The sequence below is a fragment of the Enterococcus sp. NBRC 3427 genome (assembly GCF_007996925.1).
Lineage (GTDB): Bacteria > Bacillota > Bacilli > Lactobacillales > Enterococcaceae > Enterococcus_B > Enterococcus_B lactis.
In genome coordinates this window covers 1-17,175 of record NZ_BJLL01000010.1, presented here as the reverse complement: position 1 = coordinate 17,175, position 17,175 = coordinate 1, and the positions used below count along the sequence as shown (strand labels likewise).

19 protein-coding genes, 1 tRNA gene and 1 pseudogene are annotated in these 17,175 nt (G+C 33.5%); 9 read left to right on the top strand and 12 right to left on the bottom strand.

Annotated features, from left to right (window positions below; translation table 11 throughout):
- Positions 1 to 74: 74 nt before the first annotated feature.
- On the bottom strand, positions 75 to 239 hold the full coding sequence (rpmG, locus tag ESP02_RS03775; protein ID WP_002320810.1) for a 50S ribosomal protein L33: 165 nt from the start codon (positions 237 to 239) through the stop codon (positions 75 to 77).
- A 212-nt stretch (positions 240 to 451) separates the two neighbouring features.
- Here rpmG and ESP02_RS03770 point away from each other — a divergent pair, with 212 nt between their 5' ends.
- On the top strand, positions 452 to 898 hold the full coding sequence (locus ESP02_RS03770) for a DUF2188 domain-containing protein (protein ID WP_002338848.1): 447 nt from the start codon (positions 452 to 454) through the stop codon (positions 896 to 898).
- Between the two features lie 80 nt (positions 899 to 978).
- Here the strand turns inward: ESP02_RS03770 and asnB are convergent, their stop codons facing one another.
- From asnB to ESP02_RS03750, 4 genes and pseudogenes are all read right to left on the bottom strand, one after another.
- Complete coding sequence (gene asnB, locus ESP02_RS03765) at positions 979 to 2,874, bottom strand: asparagine synthase (glutamine-hydrolyzing) (protein WP_002335776.1); 1,896 nt, start codon at positions 2,872 to 2,874, stop codon at positions 979 to 981.
- 343 nt (positions 2,875 to 3,217) lie between these two features.
- Positions 3,218 to 3,331 (bottom strand): annotated as a pseudogene (locus ESP02_RS03760) (linear amide C-N hydrolase); the annotation flags it as partial.
- Between the two features lie 194 nt (positions 3,332 to 3,525).
- Positions 3,526 to 3,613 (bottom strand) — tRNA-Ser (locus ESP02_RS03755).
- Between the two features lie 143 nt (positions 3,614 to 3,756).
- Positions 3,757 to 4,323, bottom strand: coding sequence for a TetR/AcrR family transcriptional regulator (locus ESP02_RS03750; protein WP_002308856.1), 567 nt, complete (start codon positions 4,321 to 4,323; stop codon positions 3,757 to 3,759).
- A gap of 255 nt (positions 4,324 to 4,578) precedes the next feature.
- On the opposite strand from ESP02_RS03750, the gene ESP02_RS03745 reads away from it, so the two are divergent.
- Positions 4,579 to 5,910 carry a DUF1576 domain-containing protein gene (locus tag ESP02_RS03745; RefSeq protein WP_002338850.1) on the top strand — a complete coding sequence of 444 codons (1,332 nt, stop codon included), beginning with the start codon at positions 4,579 to 4,581 and terminating at the stop codon, positions 5,908 to 5,910.
- The gene (locus ESP02_RS03740) at positions 5,876 to 6,229 is read left to right on the top strand and encodes a hypothetical protein (RefSeq protein WP_002338851.1); all 354 of its coding nucleotides are present in this window, start codon (positions 5,876 to 5,878) and stop codon (positions 6,227 to 6,229) included. The genes ESP02_RS03745 and ESP02_RS03740 overlap by 35 nt, the downstream gene beginning before the upstream one ends.
- Before the next feature lie 89 nt (positions 6,230 to 6,318).
- On the opposite strand, the gene ESP02_RS03735 is transcribed toward ESP02_RS03740, so the two are convergent.
- Together ESP02_RS03735 and ESP02_RS03730 are read right to left on the bottom strand one after the other, a co-directional pair.
- Entirely contained in the window at positions 6,319 to 6,738 is a 420-nt protein-coding gene (locus tag ESP02_RS03735) for a cupin domain-containing protein (RefSeq protein WP_010732335.1), read from the bottom strand.
- The gene (locus ESP02_RS03730; RefSeq protein ID WP_010732334.1) at positions 6,739 to 7,083 is read right to left on the bottom strand and encodes a carboxymuconolactone decarboxylase family protein; all 345 of its coding nucleotides are present in this window, start codon (positions 7,081 to 7,083) and stop codon (positions 6,739 to 6,741) included.
- A gap of 370 nt (positions 7,084 to 7,453) precedes the next feature.
- Between ESP02_RS03730 and ESP02_RS03725 the strand changes: the two genes are divergently transcribed.
- Positions 7,454 to 8,050 carry a TVP38/TMEM64 family protein gene (locus ESP02_RS03725; protein WP_002329369.1) on the top strand — a complete coding sequence of 199 codons (597 nt, stop codon included), beginning with the start codon at positions 7,454 to 7,456 and terminating at the stop codon, positions 8,048 to 8,050.
- Between the two features lie 126 nt (positions 8,051 to 8,176).
- Complete coding sequence (locus ESP02_RS03720; protein WP_038398723.1) at positions 8,177 to 9,976, top strand: glycerophosphoryl diester phosphodiesterase membrane domain-containing protein; 1,800 nt, start codon at positions 8,177 to 8,179, stop codon at positions 9,974 to 9,976.
- A 277-nt stretch (positions 9,977 to 10,253) separates the two neighbouring features.
- On the opposite strand, the gene ESP02_RS03715 is transcribed toward ESP02_RS03720, so the two are convergent.
- Positions 10,254 to 10,466 (bottom strand): hypothetical protein, encoded by a 213-nt coding sequence (locus tag ESP02_RS03715; RefSeq protein WP_038398720.1) that lies wholly within the window; start codon positions 10,464 to 10,466, stop codon positions 10,254 to 10,256.
- A gap of 457 nt (positions 10,467 to 10,923) precedes the next feature.
- On the opposite strand from ESP02_RS03715, the gene ESP02_RS13265 reads away from it, so the two are divergent.
- Both ESP02_RS13265 and ESP02_RS03710 read left to right on the top strand, forming a co-directional pair.
- Positions 10,924 to 11,073 (top strand): hypothetical protein, encoded by a 150-nt coding sequence (locus tag ESP02_RS13265; RefSeq protein ID WP_002293931.1) that lies wholly within the window; start codon positions 10,924 to 10,926, stop codon positions 11,071 to 11,073.
- A gap of 270 nt (positions 11,074 to 11,343) precedes the next feature.
- Positions 11,344 to 11,730: a YxeA family protein gene (locus ESP02_RS03710; RefSeq protein WP_038398718.1), complete on the top strand. Its 387-nt coding sequence runs from the start codon at positions 11,344 to 11,346 to the stop codon at positions 11,728 to 11,730.
- A 521-nt stretch (positions 11,731 to 12,251) separates the two neighbouring features.
- Here ESP02_RS03710 and ESP02_RS03705 read toward each other — a convergent pair.
- Together ESP02_RS03705 and ESP02_RS03700 are read right to left on the bottom strand one after the other, a co-directional pair.
- Entirely contained in the window at positions 12,252 to 12,569 is a 318-nt protein-coding gene (locus tag ESP02_RS03705; protein ID WP_002340789.1) for an SdpI family protein, read from the bottom strand.
- A gap of 338 nt (positions 12,570 to 12,907) precedes the next feature.
- Positions 12,908 to 13,948: an Abi family protein gene (locus ESP02_RS03700; protein WP_010728290.1), complete on the bottom strand. Its 1,041-nt coding sequence runs from the start codon at positions 13,946 to 13,948 to the stop codon at positions 12,908 to 12,910.
- Positions 13,949 to 14,213: 265 nt separating this feature from the next.
- On the opposite strand from ESP02_RS03700, the gene ESP02_RS03695 reads away from it, so the two are divergent.
- Entirely contained in the window at positions 14,214 to 14,516 is a 303-nt protein-coding gene (locus tag ESP02_RS03695; protein ID WP_038398716.1) for a DUF5960 family protein, read from the top strand.
- 537 nt (positions 14,517 to 15,053) lie between these two features.
- Here the strand turns inward: ESP02_RS03695 and bsh are convergent.
- Complete coding sequence (bsh, locus tag ESP02_RS03690) at positions 15,054 to 16,028, bottom strand: choloylglycine hydrolase (protein ID WP_002287105.1); 975 nt, start codon at positions 16,026 to 16,028, stop codon at positions 15,054 to 15,056.
- A 162-nt stretch (positions 16,029 to 16,190) separates the two neighbouring features.
- Between bsh and ESP02_RS03685 the strand changes: the two genes are divergently transcribed.
- Complete coding sequence (locus ESP02_RS03685) at positions 16,191 to 16,448, top strand: hypothetical protein (RefSeq protein WP_002295273.1); 258 nt, start codon at positions 16,191 to 16,193, stop codon at positions 16,446 to 16,448.
- Positions 16,449 to 16,679: 231 nt separating this feature from the next.
- Here ESP02_RS03685 and ESP02_RS03680 read toward each other — a convergent pair whose 3' ends face one another.
- Entirely contained in the window at positions 16,680 to 17,111 is a 432-nt protein-coding gene (locus tag ESP02_RS03680) for a DUF4231 domain-containing protein (protein ID WP_002308843.1), read from the bottom strand.
- Positions 17,112 to 17,175: the final 64 nt, after the last annotated feature.

The window sequence follows — 17,175 nt, the reverse complement described above, 5'->3', positions numbered from 1 at the left end:
TATGATTTTAGATGGTTTGAGATAAAAAAAGTCTCAATTCTTTGACCAGCAAGGAATTGAGAACTTTAAAAACATTATTTTGTTTCACGGTGCAAAGTAACTTTGCGTTCGCGTGGGCAATATTTTTGTTTTTCCAAACGATCAGGATTGTTACGTTTGTTTTTGCTTGTTAGGTAGTTACGTTCTTTACAAGAAGTACACTCTAAAGTGATGTTTACGCGCATGTTTTTCCCTCCCATTTTTACAAGAATCCTCTAAGATGACTCTCAGACTTGATTATCTTACCATGATTTTTTCTAGATTGCTAGTGTTTTTCACGATTTTGTTAAGTAAAACTACTTGACGATAAATACAACGGTTTTACTTCTCAAACAAAATCTTTTTCTTTTTGTATAAATACCCTTACACTTGTTTATATAGATTATGTTTTTTAATAAAGGGGGATACTAATATGCCATGGAACATGAAGGACTTTCCTGCATCAATGAAAAACTTAGATAAATTGACAAGAAAAAAAGCAATCGACATCGCAAATGCATTATTAGATGAAGGGTACCCTGATAGCCGTGCGATCCCAATTGCCATTGATCAAGCAAAAAAATGGTATGAAGATGCTAGTGAATCAGAAAAACGAACCTTCGAAAAAGAAAAAAATCCAAGCAAGACGGATGAACACGATACGAATCCTCGTGCCGGAAAACTTCTTGATTCAGATGTGATCGTAGAATATGAGGAAGAACAATGGATCGTGAAATCTAAAGGGGCAAAAAAGGCAAGCAACCATTTTGATACAAAAAAAGAAGCAATCGAAAAAGGAAAGCAAGTAGCTCAAAACAAACAATCAACTTTGATCATCTATAAAAAAGATGGGACAAAAGAAAAAGAAATCAGTTACTGAGCACTTAAAAAGAAGCATAGAAACAAGGAGATCATCTCACATGTTTCTATGCTTCTTCTCATATTGTTGTTTCTTTTTTATCAAACAGTCACATAGTCGATTGCTTCTGCTTGCGGAATCGTTTCATCGACAAAGTAAACTTTATACCATGTCAAGAAACTGAAGATCGTCCAGATTTTACGTTGTTCTTCTTTACGCCCTTCGTGATGGTCATCTAGCAACTTCATGATTTTTTCTTGATCAAAAAATTCTTTTGCAAAATCTGCTTCGAATAATGCTTTGACTTGTTCGTAGCCGTGTTCTTCTTTCAACCAAGCTTTGATTGGCACGGGGAATCCTAATTTCACCCGATTCGACCACTCTTCTGGAAGATGTTTGTTCGCAGCTTGTCTGAAAATATCTTTTGTATTGTTTTGATTCAACAAGAACTTACTTGGTATTTGTTGAGCCAATTTCATGACTTCGATATCCAGTAAAGGTACTCGGACTTCTAGAGAACTTGCCATAGAAAGTTTATCTGCCTTCAACAAAATATCTTTTGGCATCCATTGATGAAGATCGACGTATTGCATCTTATTGACTTCATCTTTGATTCCTTCTGTTTTCTCGTAATGAACAGTCATGATTTCATTCACAGATGGCGCTGTTTGATATTTTGGCGTCAACACTTCTGATGCTTCTGATTCTTCGAATACTCGAGCATGCCCGATAAAATATTCTTTTGCAGGCGCAAGTGATTCATATAAATGGATACGTCCATGGAAATTTTTCATTTTTCCGATTTTACGTCCTAAATTATAGCGTGTCCCTTTTGGCAATTTTTTCAATCCTTGCGCAATCACACGGATAAATTTTGAATTCGTGTGGAATCCATACGTTTGGTATCCCGCAAATAGTTCATCTGCCCCTTCTCCTGATTGAACCACCCGTACACTTTGTGAAGCGAGATTTGCTAAAAAGTACAACGGCACGCAAGAAGGATTTGAGTCTGGTTCATCTAAGTGATACTGGATCAATGGGAATGCTTTAAAAGACATGTCTCCGTCAATCACTGCTGCCGTATTGTCTAAGTCCAATAATTCTGTTAGTTTTCTAGCTTCAATCGCTTCATTATAGGTTTTATCATCAAACCCGATTGAGAAAGAATGATCTGGTTTCAATACAGAGGTTACATAACTGGAATCGACCCCGCTGGATAAGAAAGAACCAACTTCTACATCGCTGATTGTATGTGCTTCAATAGAAGCTTGGACAGTTTCGTCGATTTTTTCGATCCATTCTTGTCGAGAATGCGTTTCTTTTGTTTCAAAATCAGCATCCCAATATTGTTGAATGTCCAGTTTTCCGTCTTTATACGTATAATAATGGCCTTCAGGCAAACGATAGACACCTTTGAAAAAGGTTTCACCGTTTAATGGAGAATATTGGAAAGTCATATAAGGTTTCAATGCTTCTTTATTCAATTCTTTATTAAAATCAGGATGAGGCAAAAAACTTTTGATTTCTGAACCAAACATAAATGTTCCGTTCATTTCTGCATAATAGTATGGTTTGATCCCAAAATGGTCTCTCGCGCCGAATAACTCATTTTTTTCATTATCCCAAATAGCAAAAGCAAACATTCCGCGGATTTTTTGCAATAATTCTGTTCCCCATTCTTCGTAACCATGCAAAAGGACTTCTGTATCTGCATGTGTTTGAAAAACGTGACCAGCTGCAATCAATTCTTCTCTCAAAGGCTGATAATTATAGATTTCGCCATTAAAAATAATGATCTTTGTTCGATCTTCATTGTAAATAGGCTGAGTACCGCCCTCTAAGTCAATAATACTTAATCTTCTGAATCCTAAAGCAACGTGTTTATCGATATATTCACCTGAACTATTAGGTCCACGGTGAACGATTCGATCCATCATTGTATTAATAATTGTTTTTTTGTTGTCCTTGTCGTTAACAAAACCTACAATACCGCACATTTAACTTTCACATCCTAATATAAAATTACTGTTTATTTCATCCATATGCATCTTATCATAGAATAAATAGCGGACGAATATTTTCTCTCTTACAGTTTCGTCACGTGAAAACAAAAGATGAAAGTTTCTGTTTTTACAGAAAATAAAGTCCCAATATCTAATTTACCATGTTTTCTTTTTTGAGGCTATCTTATTCTCTTCGTGTTAAAAAAATATTAGTGGATACTGTTCAAAAAATAGCCTCCAGACAAAAAGACACGACCGAAAGATCGTGTCTAATTATGACTATATAAGAAAATACGCAGCCAAAGAGAGCTCTTCATTCGCTCATTGACATAGTTGAATTGAAATTATAATTTCTTGGAATGATAGTAACTACTTCATTATAAGAAAACTCATAATCAAAATTCCTTCCAAAATAATGGTCTTTCGTTGCATAAGTGATCGCGATGCACATCGCTTTTCCCCTAAACCAAATCGTTTTTACACTTTTATCTTACATCTGGTATTTTTATATCAAAAGAAAAGTCCAAGGAGCTTTATTTCCTAGCATGTATGAAAGATCGTACTCAGAGGGAGTCAACAAATATTTTGGGCTGAAAATACAACAAAAAAGACACGATCGAAATCGTGTCTAATCGTTGATATATAAGGAAGGTACGGGATTTGAACCCGTGCACCGCATTACTGCGGCTCGCCGGATTTCGAGTCCGGTGCATTACCACTCTGCCAACCTTCCGTAAGTACTATTTTTAAACTTTTTCCACGAAATGTCAAGCCTATTTCTAACAGATAAATAACAGAAACCGTTTTTTTACAAAAAAAGTCCATTGACAGTTTACAGCCAACGGACTTACCGATCAAATTCATAATGATAGAACACTATCTGATTGTTTCAGGATTATCTAGTGCTAAAATCGAGTCAATTGTCCGTTTGATCAGTGCGATGATTTGTTCTTCTGTTGGATGCATGATGTTTGATGACATCAATGATGCTAAGCCAGTCACCGCTACCCATGTACCAGTATGCAAGGCATCGATATAATCATCCGATAATTGATTGTATCTTTCATCTTCTTTGACTATTTCACGGAAATAGTTGTAAGAAAAATCATGCATTTTCTTTCCGTCCCCATGTTCATCAATGTACAATGCCATGTAAAGACTATGATGTTTCTTTGCAAAGTAGATATAGTTCAAACCGAGATCAATGATTTTATCACCCGTGCGCTCAATAGGGAAAACATCTTCTTTTAGTTGTTCAAAGATTGAATCCAATAACGTATTTTTCAAATCTTCCATGTTTTTGAATTCCAGATAAATTGGCTGAGTCGAAATCCCCATCTTTTTCGCAATGTTTCTCGCAGTAAATCCTTTAAACCCTTCCTTTGCAACAACATCATAAGCAGCTTTTAGAATTTGATCCTTGGTATAGACTTTTCTTCTCATTAAAACTCCCCCACTTCTTTACTGCAGTATATGTTGTTTTATTGTACCCTATTTTTAGTATTTTTTGCAAACATTTTACTCAAAACGTTATATTTTAAATTTTTTTCTCAGTCTTCTTTAACTTTTTTTGCAAAATTAAAAAAATTTGGTTAAATTCACTGGGTTCCCTTACATTTTTAGTTTTAACCTAAATGATAGTTGACCAAATCTTTCATTTCAAGTTATAGTTAAAGAAAACGAAAAAGAAGGTGTGTAATGGAAAACGAAACTGACGTTATTTATATTCATCCTCAAAAAAGAATCGTTTCACAGAAAAGAAAATATTTTTATCTTAGTTTTACAGGTGCTTTTTTTCTTTTTATTGGCTTAGTTTCTGGTACACCTGCTGCTAATTGGAGTGGACTACTGACTATTCTTACCTCGCCAAGCAATCTTCTGACAGATTATTTTGCTTTGGGTGGTTTTGGAAGCGCATTTATAAACGTTGGGATCTTGACCTTACTTTCTGTGCTTTTGGCTTACCGGCAAAAGGTGATTTTAAATGGCCCCTTATTCGCTTCGATTTTAACAGTTACCGGTTTTTCTTTTTTTGGCAAAAACCTTTATAATTCGATCTCGATCATTTTAGGTGTATACCTGTATGCTGTATTTGTCAATAAACCTTTTTCTCAGTATATTATGATAGGACTGTTCGGCAGCGCATTGTCGCCGGTCGTTAGTTACATTACTTTTGGTATGCGTTTTCCTTTGCTAGTAGGTGTACTACTGGGCAATTTGGCCGGTATAGCAATTGGTCTTCTTCTTCCGCCATTAGCTGCTCAAACTTTAGTTTTCCATCGCGGGTTCACGCTTTATAATATTGGATTTACCTCAGGCTTGATTGCCATGGCTTTTACTGCTGTTTTGCGATTGTTCAGCTACTCGATCGTCGAGAATACATTGGTTTCCAATGAATACCATTCCCCTCTCGTCTGGATTATTTTCGGCTTTTTTTTGCTGACAGTCGGTTTTGGTTTCTATTATAATTCCTTTCGACTTTCGGGTATTCGAGAGATTTTCGATTCATCTGGAAAACTGACAACTGATTTCATTGCTAATTCTGGTATCGGTGCTACTTTGATCAACATGGGGCTAGTTGGTCTAATGCTTTCTTCTTATGTATTGCTGGTTGGTGGTAAGTTAAATGGTCCTGTCATCGGTGCGATTTTATCTGCGGTTGGTTTCAGTGCTTTTGGTTGTCATTTAAAAAACAGTTTTCCGATACTAGTCGGAATCTTTCTTGCTTCTTTGTTTGGGACGTTTCATGAGATCACCAGCACCGGCATGCTCGTTGCCGCTGTGTTTGGGACAGGTCTCGCGCCCATAAGCGGTTTTTACGGCAGTTTTTACGGTGTAATAGCTGGTATGTTACATATTGCTCTTGTCCATAACGTCAGCACTTTGCACGGAGGACTCAATTTATATAACAGTGGTTTTTCAACTGGATTCGTTGCAGGTATCCTTGTACCGATACTAGATAACTTTACTGCTGTCAGAAAGGAAAAAAAGACACTTGGAAAAAGAATTATCAAAAAGAATCATCGATGAGCTTCTTACCTATCTATATTCCCACGAAATAACTGAAATACGTATTGGCGTAGAATTTGCTGAGGAGGGACTTTTCATAGAAATACAGGGCACAACAGAAACTCAGCCAGAAGATCTAGATGTACTTGCTGATTTGCTGAACAATCCTCGAGACCCAAGCATGGAAATCTACTATCAGGAGCTATTAGGTAATCCTCGACATGATCGGGAAGATTATCATCTGCTAGGTAGTTTGATAGACGATGTAGAAATCATGTATGCCCAGCCGATTATCAATATCAAGATTTTCCGGCGTGCTTCTCCTCGCCCCTATTATTAGCCTATTTTACAAAACAGCTTCATCCACCTAAAACAGCTCCTGAAAGTTCGATTAAAAATCTACTTTTAGGAGCTGTTCTAAGCTTGATATTATTGATTTTCCAATCCTTCGTATAGTTCATCTGTTACAGGTTCTAAAAACTCTGAATTACCAGCAGTGATCGCCAAATGTTCAAACCAACTATCTTTTGTCGCACCATGCCAATGTTTAATCCCTTTGTGCGTTACGACGACATCTCCAGCCATTAATCGTCTTGCTGGCTTTCCTTCTTCCTGATACCAGCCTTCTCCTCCGGTCACAAGTAAGATTTGATAGCCGTCTGTATGGACATGCCAGTGATTGCGACAGCCTGGTTCGAAAGTTACATTACCTACACCAACAGAAACTTCGGGATCGTTTACTAACATATTCAGATAGCTTTGCCCGGTAAATACTTGAGCGTATGCTTCGTTTTTTTCACCTGCTGGAAAAATCACGCCTTTTTGTATTTCTTCGTGTTTTGTCATCATTTACGCCTCTTTCTTATCTTCGCTATTTTCTTCTAGATAGATTTCTTTTGCTAAACTAAAAGCCGACCAAGCTTTTGGCCACCCTACATAAAAAGCTAAATGGGTAATGATTTCTGCTATTTCTTCACTAGTAATGCCATTTTGCTTGCCAATCTTCAGATGGGCCGGCAATTGTTCAAAATTCCCTCCTGAGATCAATGCAGATAGGGTGATGATACTACGCTGATGAGGAGATAATTCTTCTCTTGACCATACTTGTCCAAATAAAACATCGTCATTCAATTCTGCAAATTTTGGTGCAAACTCCCCCAATTGATCTCTTCCTGCGGTTTGTTTTTCTGCCATTTTTTTATTTCCTCCGTTCGTGATTGCTAGGTGATTCAAACACTGTTCTTAAATAACATCATTATCTATTGTTTCTTCACATTTCATTTTAAGCCCCATTTTTTAACCTGTCCAATGCTTAGTTTATTCCATCAGTATGCTTTCCAAGCATAATTGTTAACGTTTTCTATCTTTTTTCTATTTTTGAAAAAACAAGATATTAAATAAGTCTTTAGTTGGATGTTTTTTTGAGATTATTCTTTTATACTTATAATGAACGTATGATGAACTTACAAAATTGTTTGTTTTCTGTCATCTTAAAAAGTGGCGCAGACAGTTGCTTTTCTAGTAAAGTATAGATATCAAAGAACCTCTAAGGAGTTGATGAATAATGAATATTGCTGCCTCTCGAAAACTGATAAATTTCATTTCTATTATCGGATTAGGTCTATCAATCGCACTGACGATTTATTTTATTAATTTAGGTGTTTTCAAAGATTTGAATGCTTTAAGAGGATTAGTAGGTGATTCAATTATTTTAGGTCCGGTCATTTTTATCTTCATCCAAATCTTGCAAGTGGTTATTCCAATCATTCCTGGAGGAATCAGTACTGCAGCGGGTGTCCTGATATTTGGTCCTTATGCTGGCTTTATTTACAACTATGTTGGAATCTGTATTGGTTCGATTATTATTTTTCTTCTAGGAAGACGTTACGGAAAACCATTCATTCTTTCCATGATCAGCGATAAGACCTATAACAAATATATTGGCTGGTTAGACAATCAAAACCGCTTTGAGAAGCTGTTTGCTCTAGCTATTTTTCTTCCGGTTGCTCCGGACGATGCGTTATGTTTGATGGCTGGATTGACAAACATTTCAGTGAAGCGATATACACTGATTATTTTGATTGCTAAACCACTATCGATTTTCTTATATAGTATGGCTTTGATTTATGGAGGACAATATCTAAGTGGTCTTCTTGGTTAATATTTATTTTGCAAAATCAGTTATTGATTGATTACCAATGTTAATTCTGGGAAAGGGTCTGCAAGATACATTGCGCCCTTTCCTTTTTCATTGGATTTGCGCTACAATGTGAAAGTAGGTGATAGGATGAATTATTTGAAACGTAGCTTAGGCAACGCGTGGGATTTTTTGAAAGGAACACAAGCTTATTTCCGTGATGTCTTGCTGATGCATGGCTTTATTTTATTTATTTGTTTACCCTTATTGAGCAGTACGACTCGTTTTATTTTGCACCGAGGAGCGATTGACTATTTGTCTTATGACAATATTCCTTTGATTTTCTCTCAGCATCCTGGAGTTCTGCTGTCGTTAATCGCCGTTTTACTGACGATTTTACTATTGGTTTATTTCGAATTTGCATTTCTTTTGATGAGCGTCTTTTTTATTAAAAAGAAAGAACCGGTTTCTTTAAAGCAGCTCTTGCACTTGACGATACTTCAACTGAAGAAAGTGAGACCTATTACTTTTTTGTTTTTTCTTGCTTATTTTTTATTGATTCTACCGATCAGTGGGTTAAGTTTCAATTCTGATTTACTGTCAAAAATAAAAATCCCTGCTTTTATCATGGATTTTATTTTTGCTAACCGCTGGATCGTCGTCAGTTCCTTTTTACTCGTTTACATTTTTCTTGGCTATATTGGGATTCGTTTGATTTTCGCTTTACCTGAAATGATTTTACGAGATCGACCTTTTCGAGCATCCATTCGAGAAAGCTGGTTGCTGACCAAATCACGTCTTTTTGCCATCATGGGGCAATTTATCGTGATTGGCGGTACAATTTTACTTCTTTCTTCTTTAGGATATATCGTTGTTATTTTGGCACAAAGTGTTGTTGAAGAATTTTTCCCGAATTACGCATTGATCAGCGCTGTATTTGCGATGACGCTTTTACAAGGAATTTTATTATTCAATATCGTGATGTCTACTGTAGGAATTTTTTATATCATCGTTGATTTCATGGATGACGAAGGTTTCTTACCAGAGATTCCCAAGTGGTTTACGCCGCAAACACCCAACGTGCGTTTATCTGCGCTGAAAAACACTGGTTTGACCCTTTTTGCAGTTTTTTTCGGTATTGGCGTTTGTCTTTACAATATGGATTATCTGACTTCGGCAGTTCAGACAAAACCAGTGACTGTATCTCACAGAGGTGTAAGTACGCAAAATGGGGCGCAAAATACTTTAGAAGCACTTGAAAAAACAAGCAGAGACTATCATCCTGATTATATAGAGATGGATGTGCAGGAAACAAAAGATGGCCGTTTCGTAGTGATGCATGATGCAAATCTTCGTCACTTAACAGGGGTAAATCGAACACCACAGGATTTGACATTGAAAGAATTGACAAATCTTACGGTTACTGAAAATGGGTTCCAAGCCCCTGTGTGTTCTTTTGATTCTTATTTAGAAAAAGCGCATGAATTGAACCAAAAATTACTTATTGAGATCAAGACCTCTAAAAAAGATTCGGATGACCTGGTCGAACGATTTGTTCAGAAATACCGCAAAGCGATCTTAGAGAATCATCATATTTTGCAAAGTTTGACGTACCAAACTGTTTCTGATTTAAAAGAAGCAGAACCAAACTTTTATGTGGGCTATATCTTGCCTTTCAATATCGTTGGACCTCCTGTGACGCCTGCTGATTTTTTGACAATGGAGTATAGTACGATCAATCGTAACTTCATTAATTCTGCCCATCAAGATGGAAAAAAAGTATATGTATGGACAATCAACGATTCAGATGCTATGAGTCGCATGATGTTTTATGGTGTGGATGGTATCATAACCGATGAGATGGGACTACTAAATGAAAGTGTGAAACAAACAGATGAAGAAATCACTTATTCAGACAAGCTACTAAATTTTGTTTTGGGTGTTGGCTAATCAAAAATAGTTGATGAAATAAGCCTTTATACAACAAAAAACGCATGACCTGCTATCGCAGGTATATGCGTTTTTTGTTTGACATTCATAACGTGTCCTTAACTTTCTCTTGATTCCTTCATCGCACGAACAATAGCTAAAATAGCAGGAATTGCAGAGATCACTGCAAGAATAATTCCCATTTTCCCTGAACTTTTTCTTTTTGGCATATCTTCTCGCTCCCTTCTGTCTTTATTTATATTATAAGGGAGTTCTTGCGAATTCTCAAAAATACTGTTTAAGAAACCAATTCAGCAGGTGCACTAATATCACAGAATTTTACGAGCATGCGGTACTTGCTTTCATGGATGATTGGATGGTCTCGTTGGTCATAACTTTCAACATACACGACAGCCGTGTTGTTATATGTACGTTCAATACAGCCGATTAGTTCGTGAGATACGCCAATCGGTGTGCATATATAAGTTCTTCCTACTTCTGCTTTTACCATTTCATTCCCTCTTTTCTTTGTTTTTCTTTATTTTATAATAACAAATCTCCCTCCATCTGAAAACGTTTTATTTTATTTTATTTTATTTTTTTATTTTTATTTGATTTATTTTTTACTTTTTAGATAACTATTTTCTTATCATAATTCTAGATGTTGTGACAAAAACGTTTGTTTATATTCCTATGTTGTTCGTGTGTTCTTTTCATTATCCTGCTAAATTATTTACAGGGGGTGAGCATATGATCTATATCCAAGCAATAGTCTTTGTAACGTTGATGGTTGGGCTACTTATTGGCTTGAAAGAAAACAGCTGATTGGTTTAAGAAAAAGTAAACAAGAAAAGTGATAAATACTTTTTAATTGCATGAAAAAACGGACGATGCTAAACTTGTTATAGGTTCGAAAGTTTAAAGGAAACTTTCAAGAACTGAATTACATTACAAAGGAGATGAATTTTATGACGTTTACAAAAACAAATATGCAATACCGCGTAGCCTTTGATACAACTTCTAACCGTTTTATGGCGATTGATGCACAAAACGAAAATAACGTTGCGTTTGGTATTACAATTGAACAAGCAGTCCGAGCATTAAATGAATCTAGATAAGGAGTGACCCATTCCAAATGGCGACTGATGAGATCTCGGAAAATCAATAAAAGACGTTTGTAACGGTGATCCGCGACAGACGTCTTTTTGTATTTTTTACATACATTTGGTCATTATATCTGTCCTTGCCTCTTGACCTAAATAAAAATATAAGTTTTAATATCAATTATCGTCGCTTTTTATGACAATATTGTTAGCTGTTTCGATGATGATATTTTGTTATGCTCTGTATAATATTCTATAGAATAAAAATAAAAAAGGAGAATTTTCATGAAAAAAATTTTAGGGTTGATCGTTATCGTATTAATCGCTTTTGTAGGCTGGAAAGGCTGGGACTACTATCAGTCTACTTATGTAGGAAAAGATTATTATGCAGTAATCAAAGCACCAATGCCTGCAGAAACTGATATTAAAGCAGATAATGGAGAAGTAATTGGAAAAGGGTTTAAATATAACGTAGATGCGTATGCTGAAAACGGTGAAAAAAGACAATTGGATTTTGATGTCATTACTTCTGGCGACTCTGCTAATGGTTCTGCTTATCCTGAAGGAACGATTTTGCAGTTGAAAGCAAGCGAAAAGCGAATTATAGAGAAAAAAGTAATCACTAGCGATAAAGTACCTTCATCTGTAAAAGACAAATTAGGGCTATCTTAAGATTAAGAAACTATCGTAAAAAAGCACTCGATTTAAGTGCTTTTTTGTTTGTCGATTTTAGAAAACAAAAAAATAGAATTGGTCTTCGAAGTCACTTTCCTGTTCTTCCAGTCCTTAACCAAAGAACAAGGCAATGAATCGATTCCCATACAAACAAGGGGCTGTGACAAAATTCTTGTCACAGCCCCCTTTTTTCCGAATAAACGGTGCTAATATGTGTTAAGTACCTAAATGGGTACCAGTTTTCATTTTGAAGCGAACATGTTTCTATCACTGATTTTTTAAATCTAGCGAAAACCCCTTATTTTAAAGGCGTTCGTTCAATTCTTTCGCAAGGTCTTCAAAGCCTGGTTTGCCTAGAAGTGCGAACATGTTTTTCTTGTATCATGTATACATTTATTACTTTTTTTCTCTTTTATACCGTTAAAAAACGCCGAAATATCAGCATTTTATCTATCTTCTGCTTTTTCTATTTTTTCTCATTTTTAATATCACTATCACCAAAACTATCACTAGTTTTTCTATTTTTTACTTCTTTTCTTCTCTCCAAACACTAGAAACAGTTGTGTAATAATTGCAGCAATAATGATTCCAATAATAGATATTGAATTTGAAGCGGAAACATCTATAACATTCAAAGAATAAAGTGTTGAAGAAATTAAACTAATTAAAACAATCCCTCCATAAAAAATAGTTTGTGAGTATACCCAATTTTTTTTAGAAGACAGACTTCGTTTAGTTCTAAAACCTATACCTGCATTTCTACTTCTATCAAAAATCCATATATTCAGAAGTAATAATATCGCTACTATTAAGATAAAATTACTATAAAAAAGCAAAGACTTCCCTCTTAATTAAAAGAATTAAATACCGAAAAAATTATGTTTAGATAATACCATAGTTAAGTTTTTCCTTGTGATGTTTTTCGTAAAAATATATTTTAGAAGCATTATCGTTACAGTGCATAGTTACCATCGGCGTTATGACTATGTAAAATATACTTTTGTCTATCCAGAAAAATATAAAGATTAACAAAAAAACCTTTTTCCCATATAGGGAAAAAGGCTACCCGAAATATAAAAATATTAAGAGTATCACACTAGTAACTCCTGATCAGTAGCACTGGTCAGTAAGCCAACAGCATTACCTGTTGTTTCATCTTGTCTAAATCATACATTTATTTCTTCAAATAATCAAGTAATTTGATAAAAGTTTTTCTTTCTTTTTTTAATTGTTCATTTGAAAGGTAATATATTTTATTTTTTTCGCATCTTTCTAGCAATTTTTTTCCTTCATCAAATCGTCTTTCATTTAATTTGTTTGTACAAAAAATTTTATGCAGATAAAACAAAGAAACTAAATCGTTTACCTTTCTAAAACGTACATCATTACTTTCAATTCCCATTATTGTTCCATAAGTAATTATTCTTGGATTTGATGGAATACGAGTCGATGGATCATAAATATTATAAATAAATGATCCACTATGAGCACAACAATTTCTAATATTCTTCGCATACATAGCAACATCAGATGTCGTATTTAAATCAGAAGTAACTTTGAATTTTCCTCCATAAAATTTTAAAAAAGTAATTAGCCCTCCCATATCCATTATTTCTAACAATACCCAAAAGGGTATGTTCTTACCTCGTTTTGAATACATATCTTTCCGATATGCAGTCCTTTCAAATCGTTCAATTGTATTTTTATAGAAAAAACTATTTTTATTTTTGAATTGCCTAACAATAAGATATGGATCCACATTAGGATTATTAGTAAGATCATTAATTATTTGAACTTTAATTGAATGCTCTACATCTAAGACCATTTGTAGCAAAAAATATCTAACTCCCATATCAATAGAAGATAAATCGACTAGATGAGAAAAATCTAAAAACATGTATTTGTTACTATAATTTTTTTTAAATAGTTTTCTAACAACAGAAATTTTATAATAATAATTTGTCTCAGATAATATTTTTTTGGCTTCAGATTCTTTTATGATATTAAATGTAATGCCTTTATATTTCATATAATCTATTTGTTCTTCAATAGTAAGCTTTTGTTTAGCTTGTACCTTTGGAATAATTTGACACCTGACTCTACTGTAAAAATATTGATTTGGGCGAATTTTTTTCTTTAATTTACTAGGAAATCTGTTATTAATGATACTTTTTGGTCTCTTCACATATTCTTGTTTAGAACCATATTTTTTCAAGTGTTAATTCCCACCTTTACTTCGTACATGTCATTACAAAAAATTATACCACTACTCTAATGGTTCTTACAATAACAAGAGAAACTAACTGCAAGCAAAATTATTTTTATAACTAATAATTATTTATATAAAATGTTATGTATAGCCCCTCAAAGAGAGGCTATTTTTTATCGTTCCGGAACCGTCAATATATATTCAGGAAAATCTAGTTCAAGGTTTACAAAAGGAACTCTTGTTCGTATACTCTTTTTGAGGTGAACTTTATATGTTAATGGAAGGAAAAACACAATTATGGTTTAAATTTGATCCTTCGAATAGATTTGTCAAAGATTTTTATAAGGTGTGGGATTCAGAGGTTTTCTTTTTAGCAATCGAAGATAGCTTATTAATCAATCTCTACTATTCTAATAAGAACTACTTTAAAATCCCTGCTGCGAAAACTAGAATGAAGAAAGACGTATATTTTTTGTTTGATATCGTGACTGATGTGCCAGACGCACGGAGCGATCATCGGCGTTATGACTATATAAAGTATACTTTCGTTGATCCAGAAAGGTATATAGATTAAAATAAGTTACCTAAAAAGGACAAATACAAATTTTATTATCTTATTTATAGTAAGAAGATAATTTAAGATTGCGAAATACGATACTATTTGTAATCTATAGTATCAGTCCTATAAAATAAACATCTAATTAATTACTCTAAATCCTAATTATAAGCCTTTTTTCTCACTTTTTTTCAAATATATGGTATGCTTCTTAGTGAATTCAAATATAAAAGAGTTTAAAGCGTAATACACTTATGGGGAAGTGGTTTGGGGTGCGCTTTAAACTCTTCTTTATTATTATCTCACAGCAGGCTTAAAAGGTCTATGGATTAAGTTATGTAAAAAAGTGCCTCTTTAAACGTCCTAAAATCCAAACAAGGATAGCATAATATACACTATCGTTGATCCAGAAAACAGGTAAATAAATTTTGCAAAAGCAATAAGTTAAAAACATTACAAAAAAGACAAGGATATCACATCAAGAAAAAATGTTTTGAAAATATCTTTGCCTTTTTGTATTATATCTATATTAAATAATCAATCACAACACACTAACTAATTTATATATTTAATTTGTTGTTTTTCTATAATTGGATAACTAATTAACTTATGACTATCTAAGTCTTCTTTATTCATATCAATTGCAGTAATTTGACTGTCTTCATATGTTCGATAATAATAGATTCCTTTATCAACATTGCAACAAGAAGAATAAATTGTATATTCATATTTTCCATCACCAACATCACACAAACCTTTTTGTTGTTCTACTGAACCTAAGATATGGAAAAATTGACTAATACTTTCTGACTCTGAATCTCCAGATACAGAATTCAGCTTCGTAAAAGTCGCTTTAACAAAACGAGATACTGAGGATAAATCTCCAGGCAAGCCTATCCCTCCCATACCGCGGCTATAGGCATTCAAACTTATTTGATTTGAAAAATTATTTTTAGGAGTTTCACTCGATAAGACACGATAATTGTTTAAATTAAATAATTGATAGTCAAATGAAGGATTATTGGTAAGAACGCCCACAGGGTTATCATATATATGAAGTCCATCTTTCATACTTTCAATGACAATTGATTTTTCTTTATCAGCTAATAGCCAATGTAAAGGGGATAAAGGAAGTTCGTCACTATAATTTATATTTGCTAAATTGATATTTTTTAACAATTTTTTAGCTTCTCCTACTGTTGAGCATTGTCCTAAAATCCAAGGAATAAATTCAAAAGGAGATACATTGTCTTTCCCTTCTTGTATTTCTTTATAATCAGCATACCCAGAAAAATTTAGCCCAGCCATACTCAATCCTTTTTCATTTGTCGCATCGTAATAAAGAGGGTAGTCAGCTATACCAGCGGCAATACCAATCATTGCATAATGAGTATCCAAATCATTTACCTTTCGAAAATTCAACTTATAATTTCTTGGAGTAACAGTGACTACTTCATTGTAAGATATTTCATAATCAAAATTCCTTCCAAAATAATGATCACTTGTTACATAAGTAATAGACGTACACATAGTTTATTCCTCCTAAATATTGTTCTGTTCACGTTCATTTTACTCCAAAGTTTTCCTCATTTCAAAAGAAAATCACAGAATACACGAAGAAGCGTTTCTATTTGTATAAACTATATCAAAGTTCTATACTTAAATTATCAAATAAAAAGGACGTGAAGATAAATGTCAAATTTAGAAAACAAAGAAGAAAAAGTTGTAAACAAAATTGTTTCTGTTGTCAATAAACTGGATAAAGAGTTAGACGAACTTGATACGTTATCTGAAAATCCAGAAAAAAAACATAACCTAAAAAAATGGTTAGTTGAACGAAAGGCTATTCATGAAATTAAAAAAGTTCTTCATGAAGCTGATAAATATGAAAAATATGATGAAAAAGAACTTGATAAAGAATTTAAAGAAATCAATGACTTATTACTATAATTGATTTATACGACTCATTTTTGAGTCGTCAGACTGCAAACAACACTCTAAATTTAGGAGTTTGTCTACAGTCTGAATAAATTTTAAATTTATTGTCCATAATGTTATTATGAATTTATAGCATTAAGAAAAGAGATAAGACTTTACATTTTTTTAGGAATGTAAAGTCTTATCTCTTTTCTTAATTGTACAATTAGTATTATCTGCACTACTTTCTAATTAAATAAATTTTTAGTTATTAACTTGATTAAAATCAGAGATAATATCAATTAATTCAGTTTGAAGGGTTGTAACGATTAAATGGAAATTTTCTTCATCTGTTTTATTATATGGGGATGTTTTCGTTATATATAACAACTTTTCTTTTTCAATTTTCATTAATAACTCTGTCGAAGTCTGTACTTTATCTTGATAATTAAATGCAGACATCCCACTTTGTATAATTGTAATTATTGCTGAAGCAATTGAAACAATCAATAGTAAAGACCTGTGTTCGGAAGCCTGATCAATTAATATTGGGATACTAGCTGATAAGACTATTTTTATAATATTTCCGATACCAATTACTCTATTATAAAATCGAATTTCTTTTTTTAATCTATCGATTGTAGAATCAATAGATTCGATAAACGCTTTTTGATCCATCATTTTCTCTCCAATCATTTTATTAAAATCATTAACAAAAATATTATAATAGGATTTAAGTAAGTTCTAACTAATCACACAT

Coding starts and splice junctions, on each gene's coding strand:
- rpmG (WP_002320810.1), bottom strand. CDS start 239: ATGGGAGGGAAAAACATGCGCGTAAACATCACTTTAGAGTGTACTTCT.
- ESP02_RS03770 (WP_002338848.1), top strand. CDS start 452: ATGCCATGGAACATGAAGGACTTTCCTGCATCAATGAAAAACTTAGAT.
- asnB (WP_002335776.1), bottom strand. CDS start 2,874: ATGTGCGGTATTGTAGGTTTTGTTAACGACAAGGACAACAAAAAAACA.
- ESP02_RS03750 (WP_002308856.1), bottom strand. CDS start 4,323: ATGAGAAGAAAAGTCTATACCAAGGATCAAATTCTAAAAGCTGCTTAT.
- ESP02_RS03745 (WP_002338850.1), top strand. CDS start 4,579: ATGGAAAACGAAACTGACGTTATTTATATTCATCCTCAAAAAAGAATC.
- ESP02_RS03735 (WP_010732335.1), bottom strand. CDS start 6,738: ATGATGACAAAACACGAAGAAATACAAAAAGGCGTGATTTTTCCAGCA.
- ESP02_RS03730 (WP_010732334.1), bottom strand. CDS start 7,083: ATGGCAGAAAAACAAACCGCAGGAAGAGATCAATTGGGGGAGTTTGCA.
- ESP02_RS03725 (WP_002329369.1), top strand. CDS start 7,454: ATGAATATTGCTGCCTCTCGAAAACTGATAAATTTCATTTCTATTATC.
- ESP02_RS03720 (WP_038398723.1), top strand. CDS start 8,177: ATGAATTATTTGAAACGTAGCTTAGGCAACGCGTGGGATTTTTTGAAA.
- ESP02_RS03715 (WP_038398720.1), bottom strand. CDS start 10,466: ATGGTAAAAGCAGAAGTAGGAAGAACTTATATATGCACACCGATTGGC.
- ESP02_RS13265 (WP_002293931.1), top strand. CDS start 10,924: ATGACGTTTACAAAAACAAATATGCAATACCGCGTAGCCTTTGATACA.
- ESP02_RS03710 (WP_038398718.1), top strand. CDS start 11,344: ATGAAAAAAATTTTAGGGTTGATCGTTATCGTATTAATCGCTTTTGTA.
- ESP02_RS03695 (WP_038398716.1), top strand. CDS start 14,214: ATGTTAATGGAAGGAAAAACACAATTATGGTTTAAATTTGATCCTTCG.
- bsh (WP_002287105.1), bottom strand. CDS start 16,028: ATGTGTACGTCTATTACTTATGTAACAAGTGATCATTATTTTGGAAGG.
- ESP02_RS03685 (WP_002295273.1), top strand. CDS start 16,191: ATGTCAAATTTAGAAAACAAAGAAGAAAAAGTTGTAAACAAAATTGTT.
- ESP02_RS03680 (WP_002308843.1), bottom strand. CDS start 17,111: ATGATTGGAGAGAAAATGATGGATCAAAAAGCGTTTATCGAATCTATT.